The following is a 21,494-nucleotide window of genomic DNA, read 5'->3' on the forward strand; positions in this document are numbered from 1 at the left end:
AAATTAATTGTTTCATTATATTATCTCAATTAAGACAATGTCAATAAATAGTTGTTTACCATATTTAAAACTGATCAGACGGGGCTTTTTTATTGCTCTGTGCCTTTTATCCACTAGCTTTAAAGGCGCTTATGGGCAAGGGCATTCTGCTACAGATACAGATCCGTTTACAGATTTGACCAATATTTTACCGCCTTCTCCAGAGGCATTTCAGATGACAAAATACGGTGGACTGCATCCTGGCTTATCCACCGGAACTAGCCAGGCGCATGTCTCTTTGTTTCAAATCAAAAGCCCTAAATTGTCGTTTTCGGTCGATCTTAATTATTCTACCAATGGTTTAAAAGTTGATGAGATATCATCAAGAGCAGGCATGGGCTGGGTTTTAAATGGTTCAGGAGTCATAAGCCGGACCGTTATGGGGACCCCTGATGTTGCTGGCCATACTGTCTTTGTAGCTTTACCAGAGAATTTGGAAAACTATATCAATGACAGACCAACATTTGAAAAAATAAAACTAGGGGCTATGTCGGCCTCCAACAGTCCTTATGACACACAACCCGATATATATCAGTATAGTTTTTCTGGATACAGTGGTAAATTTTATATAGATCCTCAAACAGACAGCTTGATACTTATTGCCAATGAACCTATTAAGATTCAAAAAGATCTTTCAGTTTCCGCAACAGCCTGGAATTTTATAGCTACTACACCTGATGGTGCGAAGTATTATTTTGGAGGCAATGCTGCTACAGAACAAACATATTCATCAACCTCTGGCACTTATTGCGGAAAAATATTTGATTATCCGGTACCAACAGCATGGTATCTCACCAAAATTAAGCATCCTTTGGCAGACTCCATTACATTTAGCTATAAGCCAATCTCCTTTGATTATCAGGCCAGTGTAAATGAAAGCATAACCAAAACGCCGCAATCAACATCGTCTACAGGCTGTTCTCTTGTTGTGACAGGTTCAACTCCAAAAACCTGCCCGATTGTAGATAAGACAAGCTTATGTTATAATCAATTAAATACACAAACCTACTTTTTGTCTGCTATTGATAGTAAATATGTAACCTATAAATTTAATTATAATAACGGTGTAGGTACTCTCGATAGTTTATTAAATAATATCTGCCTATATAGTAAAAGTGACGGACATCTTTTTAAAAAAATCAATTTGCTGCAACAAGATGTGGTGTCTACACAATATCTGAGTACATATTCTCAAACGCATACCGGGGTAAATCACAGACCATTTTTGATGGGTTTGGAAGAGGTTGATCCTCTTTCGGGAAAGAAACAGGTTTATAAGTTTTCTTATAATAATTTGGATAAAATGCCCTCCAGACTATCTTATTCAAGGGATACTTACGGCTATTTTAATGGCAAAACAAACAGTCATCTTATCCCACAGCCTGAAGCCGATTATCAATATACCAATCTGTTCCCGACCAATCTTGCTAATAAAACCCCTGATTTTAACTATTCAAAAGTAGGAACTTTATCAAAAATTCAGTATCCACCAGGAGGTTACGATAGTATAGAATATGAAGCTAATATAATTTATGGAAGAGTACTTGATCAACCACAGAAGGACAATACTTTAATATTAGGAACGGTTGGTGTTGGCGCTAAATCTCCACAATCTGTAACCAGTGCCCCATTTTATGCTTCCGGAAGTTTAATGGTAAAGAATATTTGTACAGGCCTTGCCGGTGATGGAACCTATGACCTTCATTGCATCAGCGAATTCCAGATACTGGATCAAACGGCAGGCGGGATTGTATTAAGCGGGACAACAAAGGCTAATACGACCCATACTTATCCAATGGTCAATTTCCTGTTAAATCATCAATATGTTCTGACAGTAACGGCTTATGGATCAGTTGTGTCTGGTGAAGTTGACGTATTTCTTCCGCCTACGCCAGCTACCTATAAAATGGGATTGTATGAAGCCCCGGGCCTAAGAGTTAAAAGGGTTATTACATCATCTGGCAATGCCCCGGATATGGTAAAAACATATAATTATACTAAACTGAATGATACTATGCCATCTGGTGAGGTAGTCGGTTTTGAACCAAAATACTTCTACGATAGTCAAACATTACTTAATTGCAGTTTTTCTACTGACGGTAGCAATGGTTTGCCACCTCAAAGTTATGCGGATTTAAACGGCACACCTTGTATCTACCAGGTAGCACAGTCAAACAGCCTAAGGAATTTATATTCAACCGAAGGAAGTTATTTGTATTACTCTGCCGTAACAGAAGATGATGGTGATGTAGTCAATCATGGTGTTACAGAACACATTTTTTCTGTAAATCAGGATGTTCCCAGCCGTCTCGTTTTTGGTAAGGAGATAGCAAATGCGCCCTTATCTAACAACGGAATAAATAATGGCGCAGAACTGCAGACCACCGTGTATAAATTAAAATCATCATCTTATATACCTGTTGAGCAAACAATCAATAATTATAAATTAGATAACCGGTATTTTAAGCAGAGAACAGTATATGTGATCAGACAAGAATTTACCGGATTGGGTGGCAGCAATAATCCCGGAGTTGTGCAACCTTATGAAACAGCCCCTTATGATATTGCTATGTATAAGCTTACCTCCTATTGGACCTATCCCGATACGGTTACTAAAACTACATATGATTTAAACGGTCTCAATCCGATAAAATCATATGTAATCAATACTTATAACAATCCGGGAAACCCGCAAGTATCACAAAATACGTTGATCAATAGTAAAGGTGATAATATTATCAATACGTTCAAATATGCAACAGATTTAACCAGTATAACCGGACTGAGACCAGGAGCGGTTACTGCAGCTCAATATTTATTGAATACTAATCAATTGGGAGCAGTACTTCAAAGAGAGCAATTTAAAAATAGCATTCCGGTTTTCAAGGGCCGTACAGATTATAAAATAGCTAATGGTTTTGCCTTGCCTGATACAATGTTTTTTCAAAATGGAAACCAAGCCCTGGAACCCAGGGTTGCCAATATTAATTATAATACATCAGGTGATATTGTATCGCAAACTTTAGTTGGCGGCGCTTACAATAGTTATCAATGGGATAGTAATAGACTACCTATTGCACAAGTAAAAAATGCTTCATCCTCTGAGTTTTATTATGAAGGATTTGAAGAAAGTGTTGCAACAGGAACAACTACAGGAGTGGCTCATACCGGAAAGAAGTACACTACCAATGCAACCATAAGCTGGACCAGGCCGAACAGCCGTATTTATGTGATCAGTTACTGGTATAGAAGCAGCGGGATTTGGCAATATCAATCTGAACAGGTTTATACAGCAACAAGTTTTACAATGACGGGAGGAGATGCCTATGATGACATCCGGATCTATCCTAAAGATGCACAGATGACCACCTACACCTATGATCCTTTAGTTGGTATAACAAGTTCAACAGATGCTAAAAGCGAGACGACGACGTATGAGTACGATAGCTTCCAGCGCTTAATGAATGTGAAGGACAAAGACGGGAATATTATAAAACATATGGACTATCATTTCCAGGGTCAATAACTGAAGGAACAACCTAAAAGAGATTATCACAATGAATCATATCAAAAGTTTGCTTTTAGCCTTTAGCGGTATGCTTTTGGCTTTCCATGCAATAGCGCAGGCGCCCATCCAGGTAACGAGCCCGATGACGGGCACACCTGCGGCAGGTTCGTATTTTAGCTATAGTAGTATTACGCTGAGTCCGAATTTTAGTTTCACGGCAGCGGCAGGTAGTAGTCTGAGCCTGTATATTGCCAACCCGGACTGTCAGCCGTTGGTGAACAGTTTTAACCAGAACCAGAATTATATCGTAACCAGTACGCCCAGGGTTGGTGGAATGACAACAGTCGGCTCAACCCCAAACTCCGGAGATTTTGCGAATAGATCAACCTGTGATCTGATGCAGACGGTACAATACATAGATGGCCTGGGCAGGCCTTTACAGACGGTTCAGGTACAGGGGAGTCCTTTAAATAAAGACGTGGTTCAGCCTGTTGCCTATGATCAGTTTGGACGGGAAGCGATCAAATACCTGCCCTATGCAGCCACTACTGCTGATGGCAGCTATAAAACAGACGCGTTAACTACAGGGATCAATAACTTTTATAACCCTGGGGGCAGTGGTGTAAGCGGTACTCAGCAAAGCACGGGTGGAATTGTTTATAACCCGAATCCGTACAGCGTAACCAACTTCGAGCCATCACCACTAAACCGGGTGCTGGAGCAGGGAGCAGCAGGCACACCCTGGCAACCGGTAGCAGGAAATACAACTGGACATACGGCAAAAATGGTTTATACTACCAATAATCTGAACGCCTTTAGCGGAACCGATACCTCAGTAAGCATGCGCGTAACATTGTATAACGCGACCATTAACAGCGACCAGAGCCGCACACTGACCATTGGCAATACCGCGGGCAACTATTACCTGGCCGGCCAGCTGTATGTAACGGTAAGCAAGGACGAGAACTGGAAAGATACCGGATTTGGTAATTCAAGGGGTGGTACAACCGAAGAATATAAAGACAAAGAAGGCCATGTGGTGCTGAAACGGACGTTTAACTATACAGGAGGCACGTTACAGATGCTATCCACCTATTACGTTTACGATGATCTGGGCAACCTGGCCTTTGTACTGTCGCCGCAGAGCGGAGCGGACAATGGCACTCCAGTGCAAGCCACTCTGGATAATCTGTGTTTTCAATATCGTTACGACCAGCGAAACCGTTTGACTGAAAAAAAGGTTCCGGGTAAAGGTTGGGAGTTCATGGTATATAATACACTGGACCAGGTGATTTTCAGCCAAGATGCCAACCAACGGGCGCAAAATCCCCAGGTTTGGACCTATACCCAGTATGATGTGATGGGACGAGTGGCACTCACTGGTTTGTGGGGTTCGGCAGGAGCGTCCGGAAGTGCAGGCGATAAGAATATCAGTGTGCCGGACCATACGTTGAAGAACTGGTTGATTAGCTGGGCAGCTGCCCAGACCACCTTATGGCTTAGCCGTGACAACACTACATCAACCGGATATACGTTTCTGAACCCTCAGGGTGGCAACCCGATTCTGACCATCAATTACTACGATGATTATAACAATATGCCTAATCTGCCAACAGGTTACCAGGTAAGCAGCGGAGTTAGCACGATGACCAAAGGGTTGTTAACGGCAACCAAAACCATCGTGCTCAACACCACGGGTAATACAACCCCGGATTACCTGTGGAGCGTACATTATTATGATGATCTGGGCAGGGAAATCCAGACCTACCAGCAACATTACCTGGGCGGAGCGGCGAACGCATCGAACTTTGATGTGATAGTGAATACGTATAACTTCAACAATCAGGTGATCACAACCAACCGGAGGCATTTTACCACTGCTGCCACAGGTGCGCCGCAACTAACGATCAACAATACTTATAGTTACGACCACATGGGCCGTAAAATAAAAACTTTTGAACAGATCAATACTGGTACAAATGTGTTGTTAAGCCAAACCGATTATAACGAGATCGGGCAGTTAAAAACCAAACACCTGCATAGCGCCAACGGTGGGTCTTCGTTTTTGCAGAACATCAGCTATGCGTATAACGAGCGTGGCTGGCTTTCGCAGGTAAATGACCCGACTGTAGCTCCGGCAACAGATAAATTGTTTAGCATGGCGCTGAATTATAATACACCGGTGCCAGCACACAACGGGAGCCCACAGTACAACGGGAACATTGCCGAACAGCTGTATAACAAAGGAACCGCGGGACAAAAGTATGTAACCTATAACTACGATCAGCTGAATCGTTTAATAGCGGGCAACTCCGTAGAGGCATTCAGTGAGAATACCATAACTTACGATGCCAATGGGAATATCCAGGGCATGACCCGTTTCGGTCCGAATGCGGGTACGCTGACGTATAACTATGGGGGCACCAACCAGCTACAATCAGTAAGCGGCGGAGTGACGAGGAGTTATAGCTATGATGCCAATGGCAATGCCACCAGTGATGGTCAGGGTAATACGATCACCTATAATCTGCTGAATCTGCCGCAGACAATAGCCGGTAAAAGCTTAACATACGTATATGATGCCAGTGGTCAAAAACTGCGGAAGATCTCGGGCACCACGGTAACGGAATATATAGGTGGTATACAATACACGGGCACGGGGATAGACTTTGTGCAAACGGAGGAGGGCCGGGTGCTTAACCCAACAAGTTCGCCGAACTATGAATATACCCTAACAGATCACCTGGGGAATAACCGGGTAACGTTTGATCAGACGAATGGCAAGAAGAGTGAAGATGATTATTATCCATTCGGCTTAAATGTAGCCCGGGGAACGATACCAAGTTTACGAAATCATTATCTTTACAATAAGAAGGAACTGCAGGATGAGTTGAATCAATATGATTATGGCGCGAGGTTCTATGACCCGGTTATAGGGAGATGGAATAGTGTAGATCCTCTGGCAGAGAAAGGGAGGCGATGGTCGCCTTATAACTATGTACTGAATAATCCTATTAGGTTGATTGATCCTGATGGGATGAAGGCCTATGATTGGTTGGATAAAGGAGACGGCAACTATGTTTGGGACGACCGTGTTGTTGACCAAAAGACAGCAGAACAATTTCATGGTAACGACGCTAAATATGTAGGAAAGGAGGCGACAATTAAATCTTATCAAGCCGGGGAGCAATTAGATCAAGTAAATCTAAATAGTGACGGTACCATTAGTGCAGAAAAATTAATGAATAGCCCTGGTACTCCTGGTTTAACTTGGAGCAAAGATGGAGTCGTAACCAATGCTGCGGGTTCTACAATTACACCAAGGCGAACAGAGGGAGCTTATATAGACCTAACTACGCAATTTGCATTTATGGGTGGAGTTGGTTTTTCAGTTGGAAAGGTTATCGATGCCGTAGGAAACTCAAAAACATTTTTTACATCTTCCACCAATATAGGATTTGGACTGGGAGCTGGTATTGAAGTTGGAGGTATTAAGCCTACACGTGGAAATCAATTCTATGTGGATCAGTTTGCGGGGGCGTCATCGTCTTACAGTGCCTCTGCATTTTTTCTCGGCGCAAGTTATGGAGGGAGCGTTAACTCTGATTTACATGGTGCTCAATTGATGAAACCGAGTAATTTTGGAAAAAACAAAGACGGGTATATTACTGGAAGTGTAATTGGTTCAGCAGGTGTTGATGTTGGTTTAATGTTCAGTCATGGGAAAACATGGGTTTGGTAATTAATAAAGAAAATATGAGAAAAATTGATAAGGTTATTATTTTCAGTATTTTAGGTGTACTTCCTGCGTGCCTGATCTTGTTTTTTCTTTGGAATACAATTTGGGGACCTTCCACCAAACAAGTAATTACCGAGACGGATTTGTCAGAAAATGTTAATGGAGTAGTAGATTCATTATTTGATGACAGAGCAAACCATAACGTGAGGACAGCTATATTGAAGAATCATTACGTATTCCAAATAGAATCCCAGTGGGCTTCAAAAATTGAGATTGGAGACTCATTAAATAAGAAAAAAGGGTCATTTCTTCTAGAAGTTTATAAAAAAGGAAATAAGAAGTTGATTTTAGATTATCGATCAACCTTGCGTTAATATCCCCGCTGCTGCAAGTGTCCCGCTTGTAGTTTACAGGACAAGTAAACATAATACCAAGCCCAACTACCCTGTTGGGCTTTTACTTTTTATAAGCTAACCTTGTTTTAGCATGTTGGATAAGACCATCTATAGCGTACATGATGTGCTCTCTGTCCTCATTAGGAAGCTGTTGAATAGATGATAGCACCTTATCTAAAAGGGTTTGATCTATTTGCTTATCTGCCTTGCCTACCAGGTAGTCTAATGACGCGCTAAGTACATCAGCAATCTTACCGGCAACCTCAACAGAGGGAATAGCTTCATCCCGCTCATAGCTACCTATAAATTTAACATGAACATCAATATGAAAACGGCAATATCATTTTTATCCAAACCGAGGAAGGTCGTGCGATCAACAATGGGGGTAATTATCTGTACGAATATCCCTAACAGATCACCTGGGGAATAACCGGGTAACGTTTGACCAGACGAATGGCAAGAAGAGTGAAGATGATTATTATCCATTCGGCTTAAATGTAGCCCGGGGAACGATACCAAGTTTACGAAATCATTATCTTTACAATAAGAAGGAACTGCAGGATGAATTGAATCAATATGATTACGGCGCCAGGTTCTATGATCCGGTGATTGCCAGGTGGACGAGTGTGGATCCCTTGGCGGAGAAGATGAGACGGTTTAGCCCATATGCCTATGCTGGTAATAATTCGATAAGATTTATTGATATTGATGGAATGTTCTTTGATGATTATTATAGTAATACTACCGGAAAATACTTAGGAAGTGATGGCTCAGCGACAAACGATAGTAGATTAATTGATGAATCACGGTTTAATACAGTCGCTCGTGAGTCCCATAATAATACTACAACAGAAGGAGCAACTAATGAATTACAATTAACCAGTAAAGTGATAACTATAGACAATAATAAAATCCAATCTGATATACAAACTGGACGAGATGCTTCAGTTGGAGACAATTTAGAACATCAAGTTTATTTGTATTTAGATAGAAGTACTGCAACAATTTCTTCAATGGTGGGTGAAACTGGTACGAACGCGCATTCTACGATTTCTTCTATTCCTGCTCCATCTCAAGGACTAAGTTTTGTGGATAATAATGATTTACCAAGAAACAAAATTTTAATTGGGGGGGTACATGATCATCCTACTTCCACTCAACCAGGAATGGAAACGTTAAGTGAAATGTCAACTTTTGATAAAACTGTTTCAACCCAAATGCAAATTCCTATTTACGGTGTTGATGCAATGTCTGGTAGTGGTCGTGCCGGTAAGCCCGCAAACATAAATAGACAAAACCCAGACGGAACAACAACGAATAACGTAGGAAATACCTTGGGAACAGGTAAGAACACTAATCCAACGCCTTTTAATATAGCAATTGATGCCTTAAGAATTTGGGGTAGGAGCGGCACCCCAACAAATTAACATACCATGAAAAAGAGCATATTAATTATATTTCTGTTAGTTGGCTTTAGAGGAAATGCTCAGTCATCTAAAATACTTTATATTATTCCTGATAGTGTCGAAGTTTCGATAGAAAACCAAATAATTAAGCTTAGCCCAGATCGGAATGCTTTCATATTTTTTCTTTTAACCAAGAACAATGAAGGGATATATAGTTTGTCATTATTTTACGATAAAAGAATGCAAAAAGACAAATTAATGAATAAAGCATTGAAACTTACAAATAGAGTACTGCTCATTGATGAGGTGAAATATCCGCTAATATTAGATTATGATTTTGCCTTCGGAACACCAAAGGAAAATCAAACCGGGACGTTTGGGAATCGAGAAGGAAATATTGTTAGATCAAATGTGTTATTTCACGGATATACCATATTCTTTAATAAGTTAGGAAAAATTATCAAAGTGTCAGATTTTTAAATACCCGTTACCGCAAGCGTCCCGCTTGTGGTAAACAGGATAAACATAATACCAAGCTCAACTGTACAACGATTGGGCTTTACTTTTTATAAGCTAACCTTGTTTTAGCATGTTGAATGAGCCCGCTTTTAACAATCATGGCAATTAAAAGAAACGTTTTGTTTATTACAATCATTGGATTCTTTGCATTATTTGTTATTGCAGTAGTATGCTATTTCAACTTCCCCTTATTTCAAAGAGAGGATACACCAATGGCTCAAATAAACCTTAATGGGGCAATAATTAATATTAAATTTGTTCAGTCAGGAGCTACTACACAAGACGTTGTTCAGGTCACTATGAAAAGGGGGACTACAGATGAGCGAGTTATTTCGAACATTACAAGAATGAACTTTTTGATAAGCTATGAGTTAATAAATGATACTACATTAAATCTAACTCTAAAAGATACTGTATTTGCAAGTAATAAAGCCCATGTCTTTAAGATACGATTACCTAAGTGAGCGCATTTACCGCAAAATAAATTGTAAAACAATAAAGCCCGAAAGGGGCTTTGTTCATGAATATGCATATGTCTTTTTGGTTTTACTGTCCTTATAAATCCCCATCCTCCCGCCCTCGTGCTGAATCTGTGATCAGTGCGTAATATGGATTTAGCATTTGCAATGCGAGAATAAAGCCCAACCACAACGGTTGGGCTTACTTTTTATAAATTGATCTACTCCCGACTGTTGCAAGCCTCTCGTTTGTGCCAAACAAACCTAATTGTCATTAATTAAAGGATGAAAAGCTATATCATCTACCCGAAAGTTTGTCCGAACAACAGATTGCTAAAGATGGTTTAAGACTCGCAGAGTGAAGACGTTTCTACCCCCCCCTTGCCCCTAAGCGTAATATTATAAATTTCAACAGGCGCTGTGTAAACTTGTATATTTGGTTTTAATCAAATCCCATGAAAAAAGTTTTGATCACCTTACTCGCTGTGTTTTATTTAGCGGGTAATGCCTTTGCACAAAAATTCAGCGTTAGTTTTCCCGATAGCTTGTTAAAACAACCGTTTAGCGGTAATATTTTGGTGTACCTATCTAAGGAAAGCAAAGATCCCAAGAGCGGTACAGCTGGATTGGATATGTTTCCTTGTTACCGCGTGTACGTTAAAAATATTAAGCCAGGGCAGGCTGTCATTATCGATGATAAAGCCATCTCCTCCCCGGTTGCTATTTCAGATCTGGAGCGAAACAGCTATTATGTGCAGGCTGTATGGGACAGGGATCTCGGTGGCCGCTCCATAGGGAACAGTCCTGGTAATTTGTACAGTGCCACTCAAAAAATTAAACTGACAAAAAACTTCAGTCAGGTGATCCCGCTTAAAGCAACGAATATTGTCCCTGAACCGGTGTTTAAAGAAACACAATTTGTTAAGGAACTGAAAGTAAAGTCGGCATTGCTCAGCAATTTCAGTCACCACCCAATGACAATTGCAGGGGCAATTATTTTACCGAAACAATATCTCAGTGAACCTAACCGTAAATTCCCGGTGCGATTTAACGTTTCGGGTTATGGTGGAGATTACTACCGTTATTCTGGCAGCACTGATCCTTCCCCAGCTATGGACACCACTGCAGTTATCGTAGTGTATCTTGATGGCAGCTGCCGCCTTGGGCACAGTGTATACGCCAACAGTGACAACAATGGCCCATGGGGTGATGCGTTGACAACAGAACTGATTCCGCAATTGGAGAAAACCTATCGCTGTAATGGCGCGAGGCTCCTGAATGGGCACAGCAGCGGCGGCTGGACGGTTTTATGGCTGCAAACGCATTATCCAAAGGTATTTGATGCCTGCTGGTTGAGTTCACCTGATCCGGTCGACTTTCGCAGTTTCCAGCGGGTGAACCTGTACGAACATCAGAATATGTATTATGGAAAAGATAGTACACTTAACCAAACCGGGACGATCGACGGTTTTTTCCCCTGGTTCAATATGCGGGATATCTATATGATGGAGCACGTGATTTACCGCGGCGAACAAATGCACTCATTTGATGCTGTATTCAGCGAAAAAGGCAGCGATGGTGAACCAAAGCGGATCCTTAATTATAAAACCGGCGAAATCTATCCGGCTGTTTTTGAGCATTGGAAAAATTACGACATCTCATTATATCTCAGAACCAACTGGGACAAAATCAAGGCTGACCTGGATGGCAAGGTGCGCGTTACCGTTGGCGAACAGGATAATTTCCTGTTGAACTACGCGGTGAAATTATTGGATGGAGAAATGAAGAAGCTGAATTCCTCCTTTGTTTTTGGCTATTATCCGGGCGACCACTTTACCGTTTCAACGCCCGAAGTACGCCAGATTGGCAACCTGTTCCTGGAGAAAAAATATCAGGAATGGCTGGCTAAACATCAATAATTCCAAGGCGCGCTGTAGGTGTATTGGACGTATTGTGAATTTTGGATATGAATAAAATACACAGGATACGCGTGTGCCAGCAGTGGGCATATACGCTTGTAAAAGTATGCGAAAATTGATAATTATATTAAATATTTTGAAATATAATATTGCTTTAGTTAAATTTAAATTAACAAATTATAAACCAAACTAAAGAGATGGAAAAATTAATTAAAAAAGCAGCTGCCTTGCAGGAAGGAAAAGCGCTTACAAGAGAGCAAATGAAAGGTGTAACCGGCGGTGGTATTGTTCCTATTCCTATTTGTTTCAGATGCTGTCCGGATGATCCGTGTTCACCTATACGTCATGCATGCCCACAAATATTATGCGGAGAAATATAGGTAGATAAAAGGATAACAGTGACTTCCACTTTAAGCCCGGTAGAAATATCGGGCTTTTTTATGCCTTTCTGATTCTTAGCATAGTAATCCGAAGCCGGAGACCTTCGGACAGCGTTGAACCACTTCGGGCGGAAGAATGGAACATATCTTCGGAACGCCTGATATTGAATATGTGTGGTGTTATTTTTAAATAATATTATATATAAAACAACTAAAGTCTTATTATTGCAATGAAATCAAATATTTTAGCCTTAAACTACATCACATAATATGTTTTCTGCATTAACGAAAAGCCAAGCCGGGCTTAGAGCCGATACGCCAGGTTATTTCGTACTTTCTGAAATTCCTCACGATAATTTTAATTTCTGCACTAAAGGCTCTCCGTTTTCTTATAAACAAAATAAGAATGTCCTTTCCTTCAACAGGGAGATATAAAAACGCACTATTAGGGAAGTGTATGGGCACAAATCAAGATACCTGATAATGGTTTGGGAAATAAGTAATCCGGTAGTAGCGAATACACAAAAAAATATAAAATCAAAATAGCCAAAAAACGTCAAAAATCACTATGAAAAAAATCTTCCTTATCACTGCTTTATGTACAACATTATTTGCATCATGCAAAAAAAGCGAATTAAACCAGGCAAAGTCGGGTGTAGCGGGCCAGGATACAATTGTTCTGTTTAAAAGAGCGTCGTCAAAGCCCTTTATGTTGTCTGACAAGTCAATCAGTAAAGCGTCCAATAAATTACGAGTTAATGACCTGCCCGGCGTTTTAGACTTTCGTTATTATCTTGGACGTGGTTACAGTTTGTCCAGCGGCGAATTTGGCACCGGTGAAGGCGTTAAATTTCCTATTATTGATATAGATAGGCTGATTGCCGATAACCCGGATTATTTTTTGTCGAAGCATCTAGGTTCGTCAGAAGCTAAAAGATTTTCTTTTTCCAGTTTTGATGATTATCAAAAGAAATCTAATTACTCAAATACCGTATCAGGTGGTTTTTCACTAAATCTCGGAGTGTTTTCGCTTGGAGCGAAGCACAAATTCAGCAATTCATATTCCTCAGATTTAGTCAATGATAACAAACGGGTTTGGGGAGAACTAAATGTTATAATTAAAGATGATTCGCATGAGATACTTTTAAGTACAAATACAATAAAAAAGATAAAAGCGAACTACATCAGACCTTCATTTCTTGATGAACTGTACAATTCAACTACTACCGATATTTTAAACAATTATGGTGGCCTTGTTGTGGCAGGTTTAGTTACCGGTGGAAAAGCGAATGCTATATATTCCGGAGTTTATACTTCAACCTCTACAACTGAGGTAACGGATCATTCAATGGATAATTCAATCGATGCATCGTTCACCTTCAAGGCTACAGGTGATAAACCAAACAACGCTTCAACCGCCGATCTTGCTATTGGTAATAAAAATGGCAGTACGATTGCAAGGTCCAATAACATCAGTGATTTCAAAGGGTCAGTAAAAACTTACGGTGGTACTTTTGGCTTCGGCTCGTTCACTACTCCAAAGACTATTGATGACATTGCAATTGATTTAGGGCCATGGACATCTTCATTAAATGATAAAAGCAACCATGTAATGGTTGATGTTACTGAAAACGGGCTCCATCCGATTGGTGATTTTATTGCGCCTGCAAACATCAGGCAAAATATTTTAAATGCACTGCAATCTAAGCAAGCCCCGGCAGCACTTCGTGAGCCACGCATTGAAGCAAGATGGACAAGGATTCAGAATACTTATGGGTTAGTTACCGTTGTTTTGAGGACTCGCTTTGGCGACGATTTGATAATATCCAACGCCCGCACTCAGCTTGTATATAACAAATTAGATGACATGTTAGCTTTTGCCAAACAAGAGGCACAAAAAAAATTGCCGTTTTACAAAGTAAAGGTTGTAGCAACAAGCACCCCATCACCAAATTCTGTTGAGGATAATCCGTACCTAAATGTAAATGCTTACTACAGTACCTCAATCGTTGATATTGACGAGGCTAATATGAAGAAATTTTATGATTCAAAAAATAATATGACTTACCTGCTTTCACAAGCACAAGGTGTTAAGTTCGCTTATGCTATACGTTTCGATTATTTGTTAGACACATATGGTATTAGAGATTGGGTAAATGCTATGGCAACAACTACGGTAACATCAGATGATTTAGATACCTATACTATAGTTGCTTTATAGTAAACTTTAATAAGAACAAAGTATAACGGCTACCTCGAAAGGGTAGCCGTTTTTTATTCGGGACTTTAATCTAAATAACTCCCGCTACCGCAAGAATGTACGCTTGGGAAAATATGCGAAAATTGATAATAATATTAAATATTTTGAAATGCAATAGCCGTTTGGTTAAATTTAAACTAATAATTAACAAATTATAAATCAAACAAAAGAGATGGAAAAATTAATTGAAAAAGCTTCTGCCTTTCAGAAGGGAAAAATGCTTACAAGAGAGGAATTAAAAAGTGTTACTGGTGGTATTACTATTCCTCCTTTTTGTTTTAAATGCTGCCCGGAGGATGCGTGTTCTCCTATACGTCATGTTTGCCGGGAAATACCTTGTGGAGAAATATAGACAACAGTATGCAATGAAAGTTTTGGAATCCAGGCCTACGATGGGCGGTTTTAAATATATTTAAACCGATAAGCTTACGAAACCAAGATCACTGTATTTATAAAAAGCCTTTACCGAAAGTTAAAGGCTTTTTATTTTGAGGGGTACGATGGATGTTCTAAATCGCTTGACCGCGCCAGCGGAGGAAGAATTGAAATTTATTTCGCATATTTAATGATGCGGTGATAATACCGATATAAACTAATGAATAAGAATCTCGCGAAAGAACTTTTAGAACTAGCCTTGGAGCTTCATGAACAGGGCGAAACAGAGCAAGCGATTGCTACGTATGAAAAAGCTATTCAAGCAGATGAAATGTGGTCTGTGCCTCATTATAACCTGGGACTGGTTTATAAGTATCAAGGCGAATGGAACCTATCGTACCAGCATAATAAAAGGGCGGTAGCTTTAGATCCTGAAAATGAAGCTGCCTGGTGGAATTTAGGAATAGCTGCAACGGTGCTACTTGATTGGAGAACGGCAAGAGAGGCGTGGAATCACTTTGATCTTAATTTAGAGGTTAGCGATGAAGAACTAACGATGGATTTGAGCATTGTTCCTGTCAGGCTTAACCCTGACCATGAGGGAGAGGTGGTTTGGTGCAAACGTATAGACCCAGCGAGAGCGATCATTTACAACGTTCCATTAGCTGCTTGTGGTCATCGTTTTGGAGATATAGTGCTTAATGACGGTGCACCAGAAGGCTATCGCATACGTAACGGTAAAGAAGTGCCGGTTTTTAATGAGTTGCAATTATTAGCCAAATCGGCTTATAGCACATACTCTATAGTTGCTTATACAGAGAAACAACAACACATTGATAAACTGGATGAGCTATGCCACAATGCAAACGTAGAATTTGAGGATTGGTCAACAATAAGAATACTCTGTAAACAATGCAGCGAGGGTACACCACATGAAACCCATGACCACGATTTAAAAGCGGAGAACAATGACGAACATCACATCGGTTTTGCCTCTATAAGTAAAGATGTGCTAACTCAAGTCCTGGTTCAGTGGCGAACTATTACTTTATATGAGCACTCGGATTTGAAGTTAGAGCTTAATAATGAGTAAAAGTAAGAGAGACAATAACCTGCAACGCATCAAGGTATTTAAAGATCGCTTTGAGAAGCTAAGTACGGAGAAAATCATAAATAGGTTAACTCATATTGGCCTTACTCATGAAGCCGCTATTGCATATAAGCAAGTGCTTGAAGAACGAGGGATAGATGACTATCTAAGTGAAGGGTTTGGAAGTGAAGAATGAATTACTCTGCAAAGTTGTCCCCTGCTACCGCAAAGCATGCGGTAATTACACAATTGAGCATTTGAGGTTATTATTAATCACAGAGGCCACAAGCAGGACGTTTATGGTAACGAAGCTCCGCGATTGATTACTCATTTGCATGTCTGTTTTTCCACTCCACCACTTTAAACCCGGTGGCTATTGAATCTTTATTAAAACCGATGGCCAGATACTTACCGGATTTAGGATCAAGGTAACCGTAATTGACTACGATATCATAATATATACTATCTTTTGTATCTCCGTAGTTTTCTGGTTGCCCAAGTGAATCAATTAATTGATGGTAAGCAAGGCCTTTAATTTTATGATGCTCAATTAAATCTTCCAACATACCCTCTCGATTAGGGTACGAATGTAAATCACCTATCGAGTCCCATTGAGATTTATTGAACTTTACACCATTGTAGGTTATGCTGTTACATTTGATAAATATTGTGGGGCACATTAAGACGATGATAGCTACAAGAAGTGATTTAAATCTCATATAAGGTTTATTAATGTAACAGTTAAAGGTATCACGCTAATTTACTATATATCTCAATAATCGTATCCTGATGTATGACATTGTCCTTTATATACGAAATGGCTATACTCATTATCAAACTTCAAAAACAGCTCTCCCGATACCCTAAGCATGGGGTAATATACAATTGCATATTTAAGGTTATTACTAATCATGGGAGCCACAAGCCACCCGCTTGCAGTAGCCTTACTCATTTAATGCTGTTAACGCTATTTGATTTATAGCAAATGTATTGCTCGCGTCCTGATCGGCACCAAGCATCCAAAGGCCCGAAAGGGCTGTGTAGGCTACAATCCAGCGCAACATGTATTGTGGTTCCATACCGGTTTGTTCGCAAACTATAGCCAGTTGCGTTTCCAGTCTGCCGGGAGCAAGAGCTACTTGCCAGGTGGGATTACAAAAAAGACTGGCATACTCAAAGGCTGGATTTCCATACAATGGGTTAGGGTCAATAACCTGCCATCCTTTTTGGGAATCGTATAAAATATTTTCATGGTGAAGATCGCCATGCAGCACCGTTTTTGTATTGGTGTTTTTTAAAAGCTCCTCTGCAAGACGGGAACTTTTGCTGAACCGGTTTCCATATTTTCTATCAAGATGTACCAATTTGTAAAACCTGTCATTAAGGTCAACAAGTGGAGGAAGTGGTTTATCGCGTTTTGTATGTAACCGTTTGGCTGTTTGGCAAATGATCCTGGTAGCTTCATTGTCATTACCGGTTTCGGCCATTTCTTTCAATGATAAGTCGCCGATAATGCGTTCCATAAGCAGGGCCTCTCTGGCATCTTTATAAACGACGGCAGCGCCCTTCCCATCCCACCATTTCATCAACATGCCACCTGCCTGTTCTTCTTCATCGAGGGTGATTTTTAACATGGCACTCTTATTTTCATAAAGCACAGGTTGCAGCAACCCGTTATAAGAAAAAAAAGAATCCCCGTCTGGTTGTAATTGCCATTGTGCCATATACTGGTCTTTTAAAAAAGCTATTCTTATTGATGACTTCTTATCAACTGCCATAAAATCATTCTATTAATCCAACTTACATTTTTATTTTATCTTTTAATAGAAGCACCTGGTAAATTTAAAATACCCTCTTCCGCTACAGCAAGCGGGGTGCTTGTGGTAATGCACAATTGAACATATGGGGTTACTTAATCATGGAAGCCACAAGGGGGACGCTTGCGGTAGCATAAGCTGTCGGTTTGGCTAAAGCCTATAATTATGTTCTTTGTAGTCCGTTGGTTAAAACCAACGACAATGAAGTGTAATTCACCTGTTTTTATTCATTGCCGTCCCATTTATGGGGCGGATAATGGAAGCATTTACAGGCTTTAGCCTAAATATAATCTGCTGGTTGGTGAGTTGTCAGTCTGAAAGTTTATAGATATATTCTTCAATCTCTGTTTGCCGGGCATTGGCAAATCCTTTATCCTGGCCGGTTTTTATAAAACCGCATTTCTCTAAAACTTTTTGTGAACCATAATTGTCAAATGCAACACCCGCATAAATTGGCCTAATTGGTTCAATTCTTAAAAGCTCTTTCAGTGCAGTTGTGGCAATTCCCTTTCCCCAAAACTTTCTATCTATCCAGTAAGTGATCTCGGCATCATTTCCCCTCATAAATTTGGCTATGCTACCTACAATTTCATCATTGGCTTTTATTGTTAGCATGTTTATGGTTGGGTTGGTTAAAAACGGGGTATACTTTTCAAGGTAAGCAGTTTTGTCGTTTGGATTTTCTGAGGTGAACGCAGCTAAATAATAGGCTTCTTTATCAAGCTGAAATTGAAAAAACGCGTTTAAATCATCTTTTTCTGTTTTGGTCAATGTGATATGGCTGTTTGTCATGGCACGGATGTTTGATGTGGTTTGGAATACTAAATTTACGAAATAATACGGGAGGGTGTGATTATTCAATCATTTTACCCTCTGCTGGCGCACGCGTGTCGCGTGTGCATCTGACGTATGAATTTGGATATGAATAGGACACACGCGGCACGCGTGCGCCAGCGAAGGGGAGTATTTCGAATAAGCTTATTTGCTTCTATTTAAAACATATCTTTTCTTTCTTGCAGCCCTGACAGCAAAAAGTTCAAAAGTAATATTCAAATATTTTATTTAAGAAAAAATATTACTATTTTTGAAGTGCTTAGAATCAATTCTTTGTTTCATTATATTACTTCTGCAATACCTAATCCGTGTTGCATTATGGAATGAAACTAAAGTTATTGCCCCGGCTCCTTGACAACAGCTGGGGCATTTTTTAAGGCCTAAACGTCAAGTAATCCGCCCACTAACGGAGAGGCAAAATAGTGGTGATGCAGAGCAGGAGCTGCTAAATAATTCATTATAATGAACAAAGAAAAAGGAAACGGTTCTAAGCAAACTAATCCAGACGATGGGAACTTCATATTCCGAATGACAATTACCCTTAAAAACGGTGCTGTTATTAGAAGGAAAAATGGACGACCATTCAAAATTCCGGTAAAGTAGAATGACACCTCTTGTCCGGTTTTCTAAGGGGGAAGATCGTGTGGCCCACGATTAACCCCCTTTTTTCTTTTAACAAGAGTGACACCTCTAAAGTTTTTCTATAATTTGAATGGCGAATGATTCATTTTTGGTAAGGTTAACATCTAACCAAACGAATAATTCAATCATTTTATTGTTGATCCAATTTGTACCCTCTAACTCGCCTGTATGCTCGTTGAAATAGCATTTAAAGCCGTATAGCTTAGCAAGATGAGTGTATGTGTTCATACGGGGTGAGTATTTTTTTGTTGCGTTCCGTGTCAAATATATAAACAGTTAATGAAAATCAAAACGTTTTTGTTTTATTTTTTTTAGGGGTGCAAAGATATAAATGTTTTCTAAAATACAAAATACTAAAATAAATAGTTTTTTAAACATATTAACAAAGCATCCATGCTGGAATTTTCGACAAATTTTTATGGTAATTATATTTAAAATAAGAGTTGCTACCGCAAGCGTCCCTCTTGTGGTAATGTGCAATTGAACATTTGCGGTTATTACTAATCATGGAGACGGGACGCTTGCGGTAGCGAGGGATTATGCAACCGAGCGATAGGCTGCTTACCAGCTGTCCGTAGAGTCCCCGCTGTTCGAATGTCTCTGACTTCGGACGATTATGTAGCCGAGCGATGGAATGCTTATCCAATCATCTTACCTTCGGGTAAAGCCTTAGCAACGATATGCTCTATCTGGCTGAGTTGTTCGGCGCTCAGGCGTTTTATGTTTTCCTGGCTCAGTATGGTATTGTTAATTTGGATATGGTTGTTTTGGCTTTTAACAACGGTATTGTTTTGCTGTTTACCGGTTGCACCAACGGTTTCCAGGTAAAGCCTGGCGGCCCTGATATCGCCCTTGGCGGCATATTGAAATACTTTGGCCATTAACTTCGGGGCCATCATTTTATACTGCTCTATCTGCTCGGCATGTGCGGGATGGGTTTGGTATTCTTTTAAGTGCTTACTGATGGTTTGCCGGCTTAAACCGGTTTCTTCGGCCAGCTGATTTTTAGTGGGCATGCTGCCGTGCTCTTCGGTGAGCTTTGAAATAGCATCGGTGATGGCCTGGTGATTATATTCCCAAACCTGCTGTTTATTGCTATCCAGCATAATTGGTTCTATCTTGTTCAGAAAATCATCCCGTTCCCTATCCTTTAAGTTTTGCAGCATTTGGGTACAAACCGTCCCTAAATATTGCCGTTCGCCCAGATCGAGGTTATCCAGATCATTTACCGTGATTTTTTCCAGGGACATCAGGGCGGTAATTTTTTTCTCACTGTCTGTTAAAGTTAATCGCTGTGTTTTCATTTTGCATTGCTCTCTTTATTTTTTATAAATATAAGCAATTTAAATTAAAAATGCTAAAAATATTAGTAATTTAATATGCCATGAAGGCGTAAAAGTGGGTTTACATAAATTGGGGTATATTGTCTTAAAATTGAAGTTAATTATCTGATTTGCAATATATTATAAAAATGTTAACCCCAAAAAATGTAAACCCATGTAAACCCACTTTTGCCCCTTAAGGGAGTAATTGCCCGTCATATGGCATTGGCCCCAAAAGGGTGTCATGTTGAGCTCCGTCGAAGCATGGTGGGCAAGTCTCTGCGCTCTACCCTTCGACGGGGCTCAAGGGTGACAGCCGCTTAATTATAAACATTTAACAATTACTTTATGCCCGGCTCATGAGTAAAAACAACTGAATGGCCTCATTTTAAGCATGAAAGCCAACCAGTGATAGGTCGAAATTTACAGAGCGGGTTATAAACAGTTCTGTTTCGGCCTTTGATGTATCAAAAACCTTAATACATCCTTAACTTTTAGACAACGTGTGGGCTATTATTTTAGCGACGGAAAAAATATACCGGGCTTTACACTATAAATTAACAAAAGGCGCTCATACCGCAACTGTTTCTCTTCTGCCAAGCTATCAATAGCCCATATAAAAAGAATTTTTCCAATTAGTTCAAAAATTTATTTATGAAAAACTTACTCAGGGAGGATCAAATTTGAAGATATAAGCCGCATCCGGATGCAAAAAGAGCGGGCTGTTCCACCAACCCACTCCATTTAAGCCATCAATAATTCACGATTATGCAAAACGACAAACTATTAAA

At 40.0% G+C, this 21,494-nt stretch carries 17 protein-coding genes; 12 read left to right on the forward strand and 5 right to left on the reverse strand.

Annotation, left to right across the window (positions count from 1 at the left end; translation table 11 throughout):
• The first annotated feature begins 37 nt into the window (after positions 1-37).
• Genes G7092_RS21830 through G7092_RS21840 form a run of 3 tightly spaced genes read left to right on the forward strand, consistent with a single transcriptional unit; the run spans position 38 to position 7,660 of the window.
• Positions 38-3,565: an RHS repeat domain-containing protein gene (locus G7092_RS21830; protein ID WP_166092518.1), complete on the forward strand. Its 3,528-nt coding sequence runs from the start codon at positions 38-40 to the stop codon at positions 3,563-3,565.
• A gap of 31 nt (positions 3,566-3,596) precedes the next feature.
• Positions 3,597-7,289, forward strand: a complete 3,693-nt coding sequence (locus tag G7092_RS21835; RefSeq protein ID WP_166092520.1) for a DUF6443 domain-containing protein — start codon at positions 3,597-3,599, stop codon at positions 7,287-7,289.
• A 14-nt stretch (positions 7,290-7,303) separates the two neighbouring features.
• Positions 7,304-7,660 carry a hypothetical protein gene (locus G7092_RS21840; RefSeq protein ID WP_166092522.1) on the forward strand — a complete coding sequence of 119 codons (357 nt, stop codon included), beginning with the start codon at positions 7,304-7,306 and terminating at the stop codon, positions 7,658-7,660.
• Between the two features lie 82 nt (positions 7,661-7,742).
• On the opposite strand, the gene G7092_RS31010 is transcribed toward G7092_RS21840, so the two are convergent.
• Positions 7,743-8,006 carry a helix-turn-helix domain-containing protein gene (locus G7092_RS31010; protein ID WP_166093164.1) on the reverse strand — a complete coding sequence of 88 codons (264 nt, stop codon included), beginning with the start codon at positions 8,004-8,006 and terminating at the stop codon, positions 7,743-7,745.
• A gap of 187 nt (positions 8,007-8,193) precedes the next feature.
• On the opposite strand from G7092_RS31010, the gene G7092_RS21850 reads away from it, so the two are divergent.
• The 9 genes from G7092_RS21850 to G7092_RS21890 all read left to right on the forward strand — a co-directional run bounded on the left by G7092_RS21850 (position 8,194) and on the right by G7092_RS21890 (position 16,284).
• Complete coding sequence (locus tag G7092_RS21850) at positions 8,194-9,108, forward strand: RHS repeat-associated core domain-containing protein (RefSeq protein WP_317170011.1); 915 nt, start codon at positions 8,194-8,196, stop codon at positions 9,106-9,108.
• A gap of 6 nt (positions 9,109-9,114) precedes the next feature.
• Positions 9,115-9,567, forward strand: a complete 453-nt coding sequence (locus G7092_RS21855; RefSeq protein WP_166092524.1) for a hypothetical protein — start codon at positions 9,115-9,117, stop codon at positions 9,565-9,567.
• A 137-nt stretch (positions 9,568-9,704) separates the two neighbouring features.
• The gene (locus G7092_RS21860; protein ID WP_166092526.1) at positions 9,705-10,070 is read left to right on the forward strand and encodes a hypothetical protein; all 366 of its coding nucleotides are present in this window, start codon (positions 9,705-9,707) and stop codon (positions 10,068-10,070) included.
• Positions 10,071-10,519: 449 nt separating this feature from the next.
• The gene (locus tag G7092_RS21865) at positions 10,520-11,983 is read left to right on the forward strand and encodes an alpha/beta hydrolase-fold protein (RefSeq protein WP_166092529.1); all 1,464 of its coding nucleotides are present in this window, start codon (positions 10,520-10,522) and stop codon (positions 11,981-11,983) included.
• Positions 11,984-12,180: 197 nt separating this feature from the next.
• The gene (locus tag G7092_RS21870; protein WP_166092531.1) at positions 12,181-12,363 is read left to right on the forward strand and encodes a hypothetical protein; all 183 of its coding nucleotides are present in this window, start codon (positions 12,181-12,183) and stop codon (positions 12,361-12,363) included.
• Between the two features lie 568 nt (positions 12,364-12,931).
• On the forward strand, positions 12,932-14,584 hold the full coding sequence (locus tag G7092_RS21875) for a BSAP5a family pore-forming toxin (RefSeq protein WP_166092533.1): 1,653 nt from the start codon (positions 12,932-12,934) through the stop codon (positions 14,582-14,584).
• A gap of 211 nt (positions 14,585-14,795) precedes the next feature.
• Positions 14,796-14,975 carry a hypothetical protein gene (locus G7092_RS21880; RefSeq protein WP_166092535.1) on the forward strand — a complete coding sequence of 60 codons (180 nt, stop codon included), beginning with the start codon at positions 14,796-14,798 and terminating at the stop codon, positions 14,973-14,975.
• A 243-nt stretch (positions 14,976-15,218) separates the two neighbouring features.
• A complete protein-coding gene (locus tag G7092_RS21885; protein WP_166092537.1) occupies positions 15,219-16,091 on the forward strand; it encodes a tetratricopeptide repeat protein in 873 nt (290 codons plus the stop codon).
• Positions 16,084-16,284, forward strand: a complete 201-nt coding sequence (locus G7092_RS21890; RefSeq protein ID WP_166092539.1) for a hypothetical protein — start codon at positions 16,084-16,086, stop codon at positions 16,282-16,284. The genes G7092_RS21885 and G7092_RS21890 overlap by 8 nt, the downstream gene beginning before the upstream one ends.
• Positions 16,285-16,411: 127 nt before the next feature.
• Here G7092_RS21890 and G7092_RS21895 read toward each other — a convergent pair whose 3' ends face one another.
• From G7092_RS21895 to G7092_RS21910, 4 genes are all read right to left on the reverse strand, one after another.
• Complete coding sequence (locus G7092_RS21895; RefSeq protein WP_166092541.1) at positions 16,412-16,654, reverse strand: hypothetical protein; 243 nt, start codon at positions 16,652-16,654, stop codon at positions 16,412-16,414.
• Between the two features lie 378 nt (positions 16,655-17,032).
• The gene (locus G7092_RS21900) at positions 17,033-17,866 is read right to left on the reverse strand and encodes an aminoglycoside phosphotransferase family protein (RefSeq protein WP_166092543.1); all 834 of its coding nucleotides are present in this window, start codon (positions 17,864-17,866) and stop codon (positions 17,033-17,035) included.
• 348 nt (positions 17,867-18,214) lie between these two features.
• Positions 18,215-18,697 (reverse strand): GNAT family N-acetyltransferase, encoded by a 483-nt coding sequence (locus tag G7092_RS21905; RefSeq protein ID WP_166092545.1) that lies wholly within the window; start codon positions 18,695-18,697, stop codon positions 18,215-18,217.
• A gap of 1,322 nt (positions 18,698-20,019) precedes the next feature.
• On the reverse strand, positions 20,020-20,685 hold the full coding sequence (locus G7092_RS21910) for a hypothetical protein (protein ID WP_166092547.1): 666 nt from the start codon (positions 20,683-20,685) through the stop codon (positions 20,020-20,022).
• Positions 20,686-21,494 lie beyond the last annotated feature (809 nt).

The sequence above is a fragment of the Mucilaginibacter inviolabilis genome (assembly GCF_011089895.1).
GTDB classification, from domain to species: domain Bacteria; phylum Bacteroidota; class Bacteroidia; order Sphingobacteriales; family Sphingobacteriaceae; genus Mucilaginibacter; species Mucilaginibacter inviolabilis.

Coding starts and splice junctions, on each gene's coding strand:
- G7092_RS21870 (WP_166092531.1), top strand. CDS start 12,181: ATGGAAAAATTAATTAAAAAAGCAGCTGCCTTGCAGGAAGGAAAAGCG.
- G7092_RS21830 (WP_166092518.1), top strand. CDS start 38: ATGTCAATAAATAGTTGTTTACCATATTTAAAACTGATCAGACGGGGC.
- G7092_RS21835 (WP_166092520.1), top strand. CDS start 3,597: ATGAATCATATCAAAAGTTTGCTTTTAGCCTTTAGCGGTATGCTTTTG.
- G7092_RS21865 (WP_166092529.1), top strand. CDS start 10,520: ATGAAAAAAGTTTTGATCACCTTACTCGCTGTGTTTTATTTAGCGGGT.
- G7092_RS21910 (WP_166092547.1), bottom strand. CDS start 20,685: ATGAAAACACAGCGATTAACTTTAACAGACAGTGAGAAAAAAATTACC.
- G7092_RS21885 (WP_166092537.1), top strand. CDS start 15,219: ATGAATAAGAATCTCGCGAAAGAACTTTTAGAACTAGCCTTGGAGCTT.
- G7092_RS21855 (WP_166092524.1), top strand. CDS start 9,115: ATGAAAAAGAGCATATTAATTATATTTCTGTTAGTTGGCTTTAGAGGA.
- G7092_RS21905 (WP_166092545.1), bottom strand. CDS start 18,697: ATGACAAACAGCCATATCACATTGACCAAAACAGAAAAAGATGATTTA.
- G7092_RS21890 (WP_166092539.1), top strand. CDS start 16,084: ATGAGTAAAAGTAAGAGAGACAATAACCTGCAACGCATCAAGGTATTT.
- G7092_RS21900 (WP_166092543.1), bottom strand. CDS start 17,866: ATGGCAGTTGATAAGAAGTCATCAATAAGAATAGCTTTTTTAAAAGAC.
- G7092_RS21875 (WP_166092533.1), top strand. CDS start 12,932: ATGAAAAAAATCTTCCTTATCACTGCTTTATGTACAACATTATTTGCA.
- G7092_RS21895 (WP_166092541.1), bottom strand. CDS start 16,654: ATGTTGGAAGATTTAATTGAGCATCATAAAATTAAAGGCCTTGCTTAC.
- G7092_RS21860 (WP_166092526.1), top strand. CDS start 9,705: ATGGCAATTAAAAGAAACGTTTTGTTTATTACAATCATTGGATTCTTT.
- G7092_RS21880 (WP_166092535.1), top strand. CDS start 14,796: ATGGAAAAATTAATTGAAAAAGCTTCTGCCTTTCAGAAGGGAAAAATG.
- G7092_RS21840 (WP_166092522.1), top strand. CDS start 7,304: ATGAGAAAAATTGATAAGGTTATTATTTTCAGTATTTTAGGTGTACTT.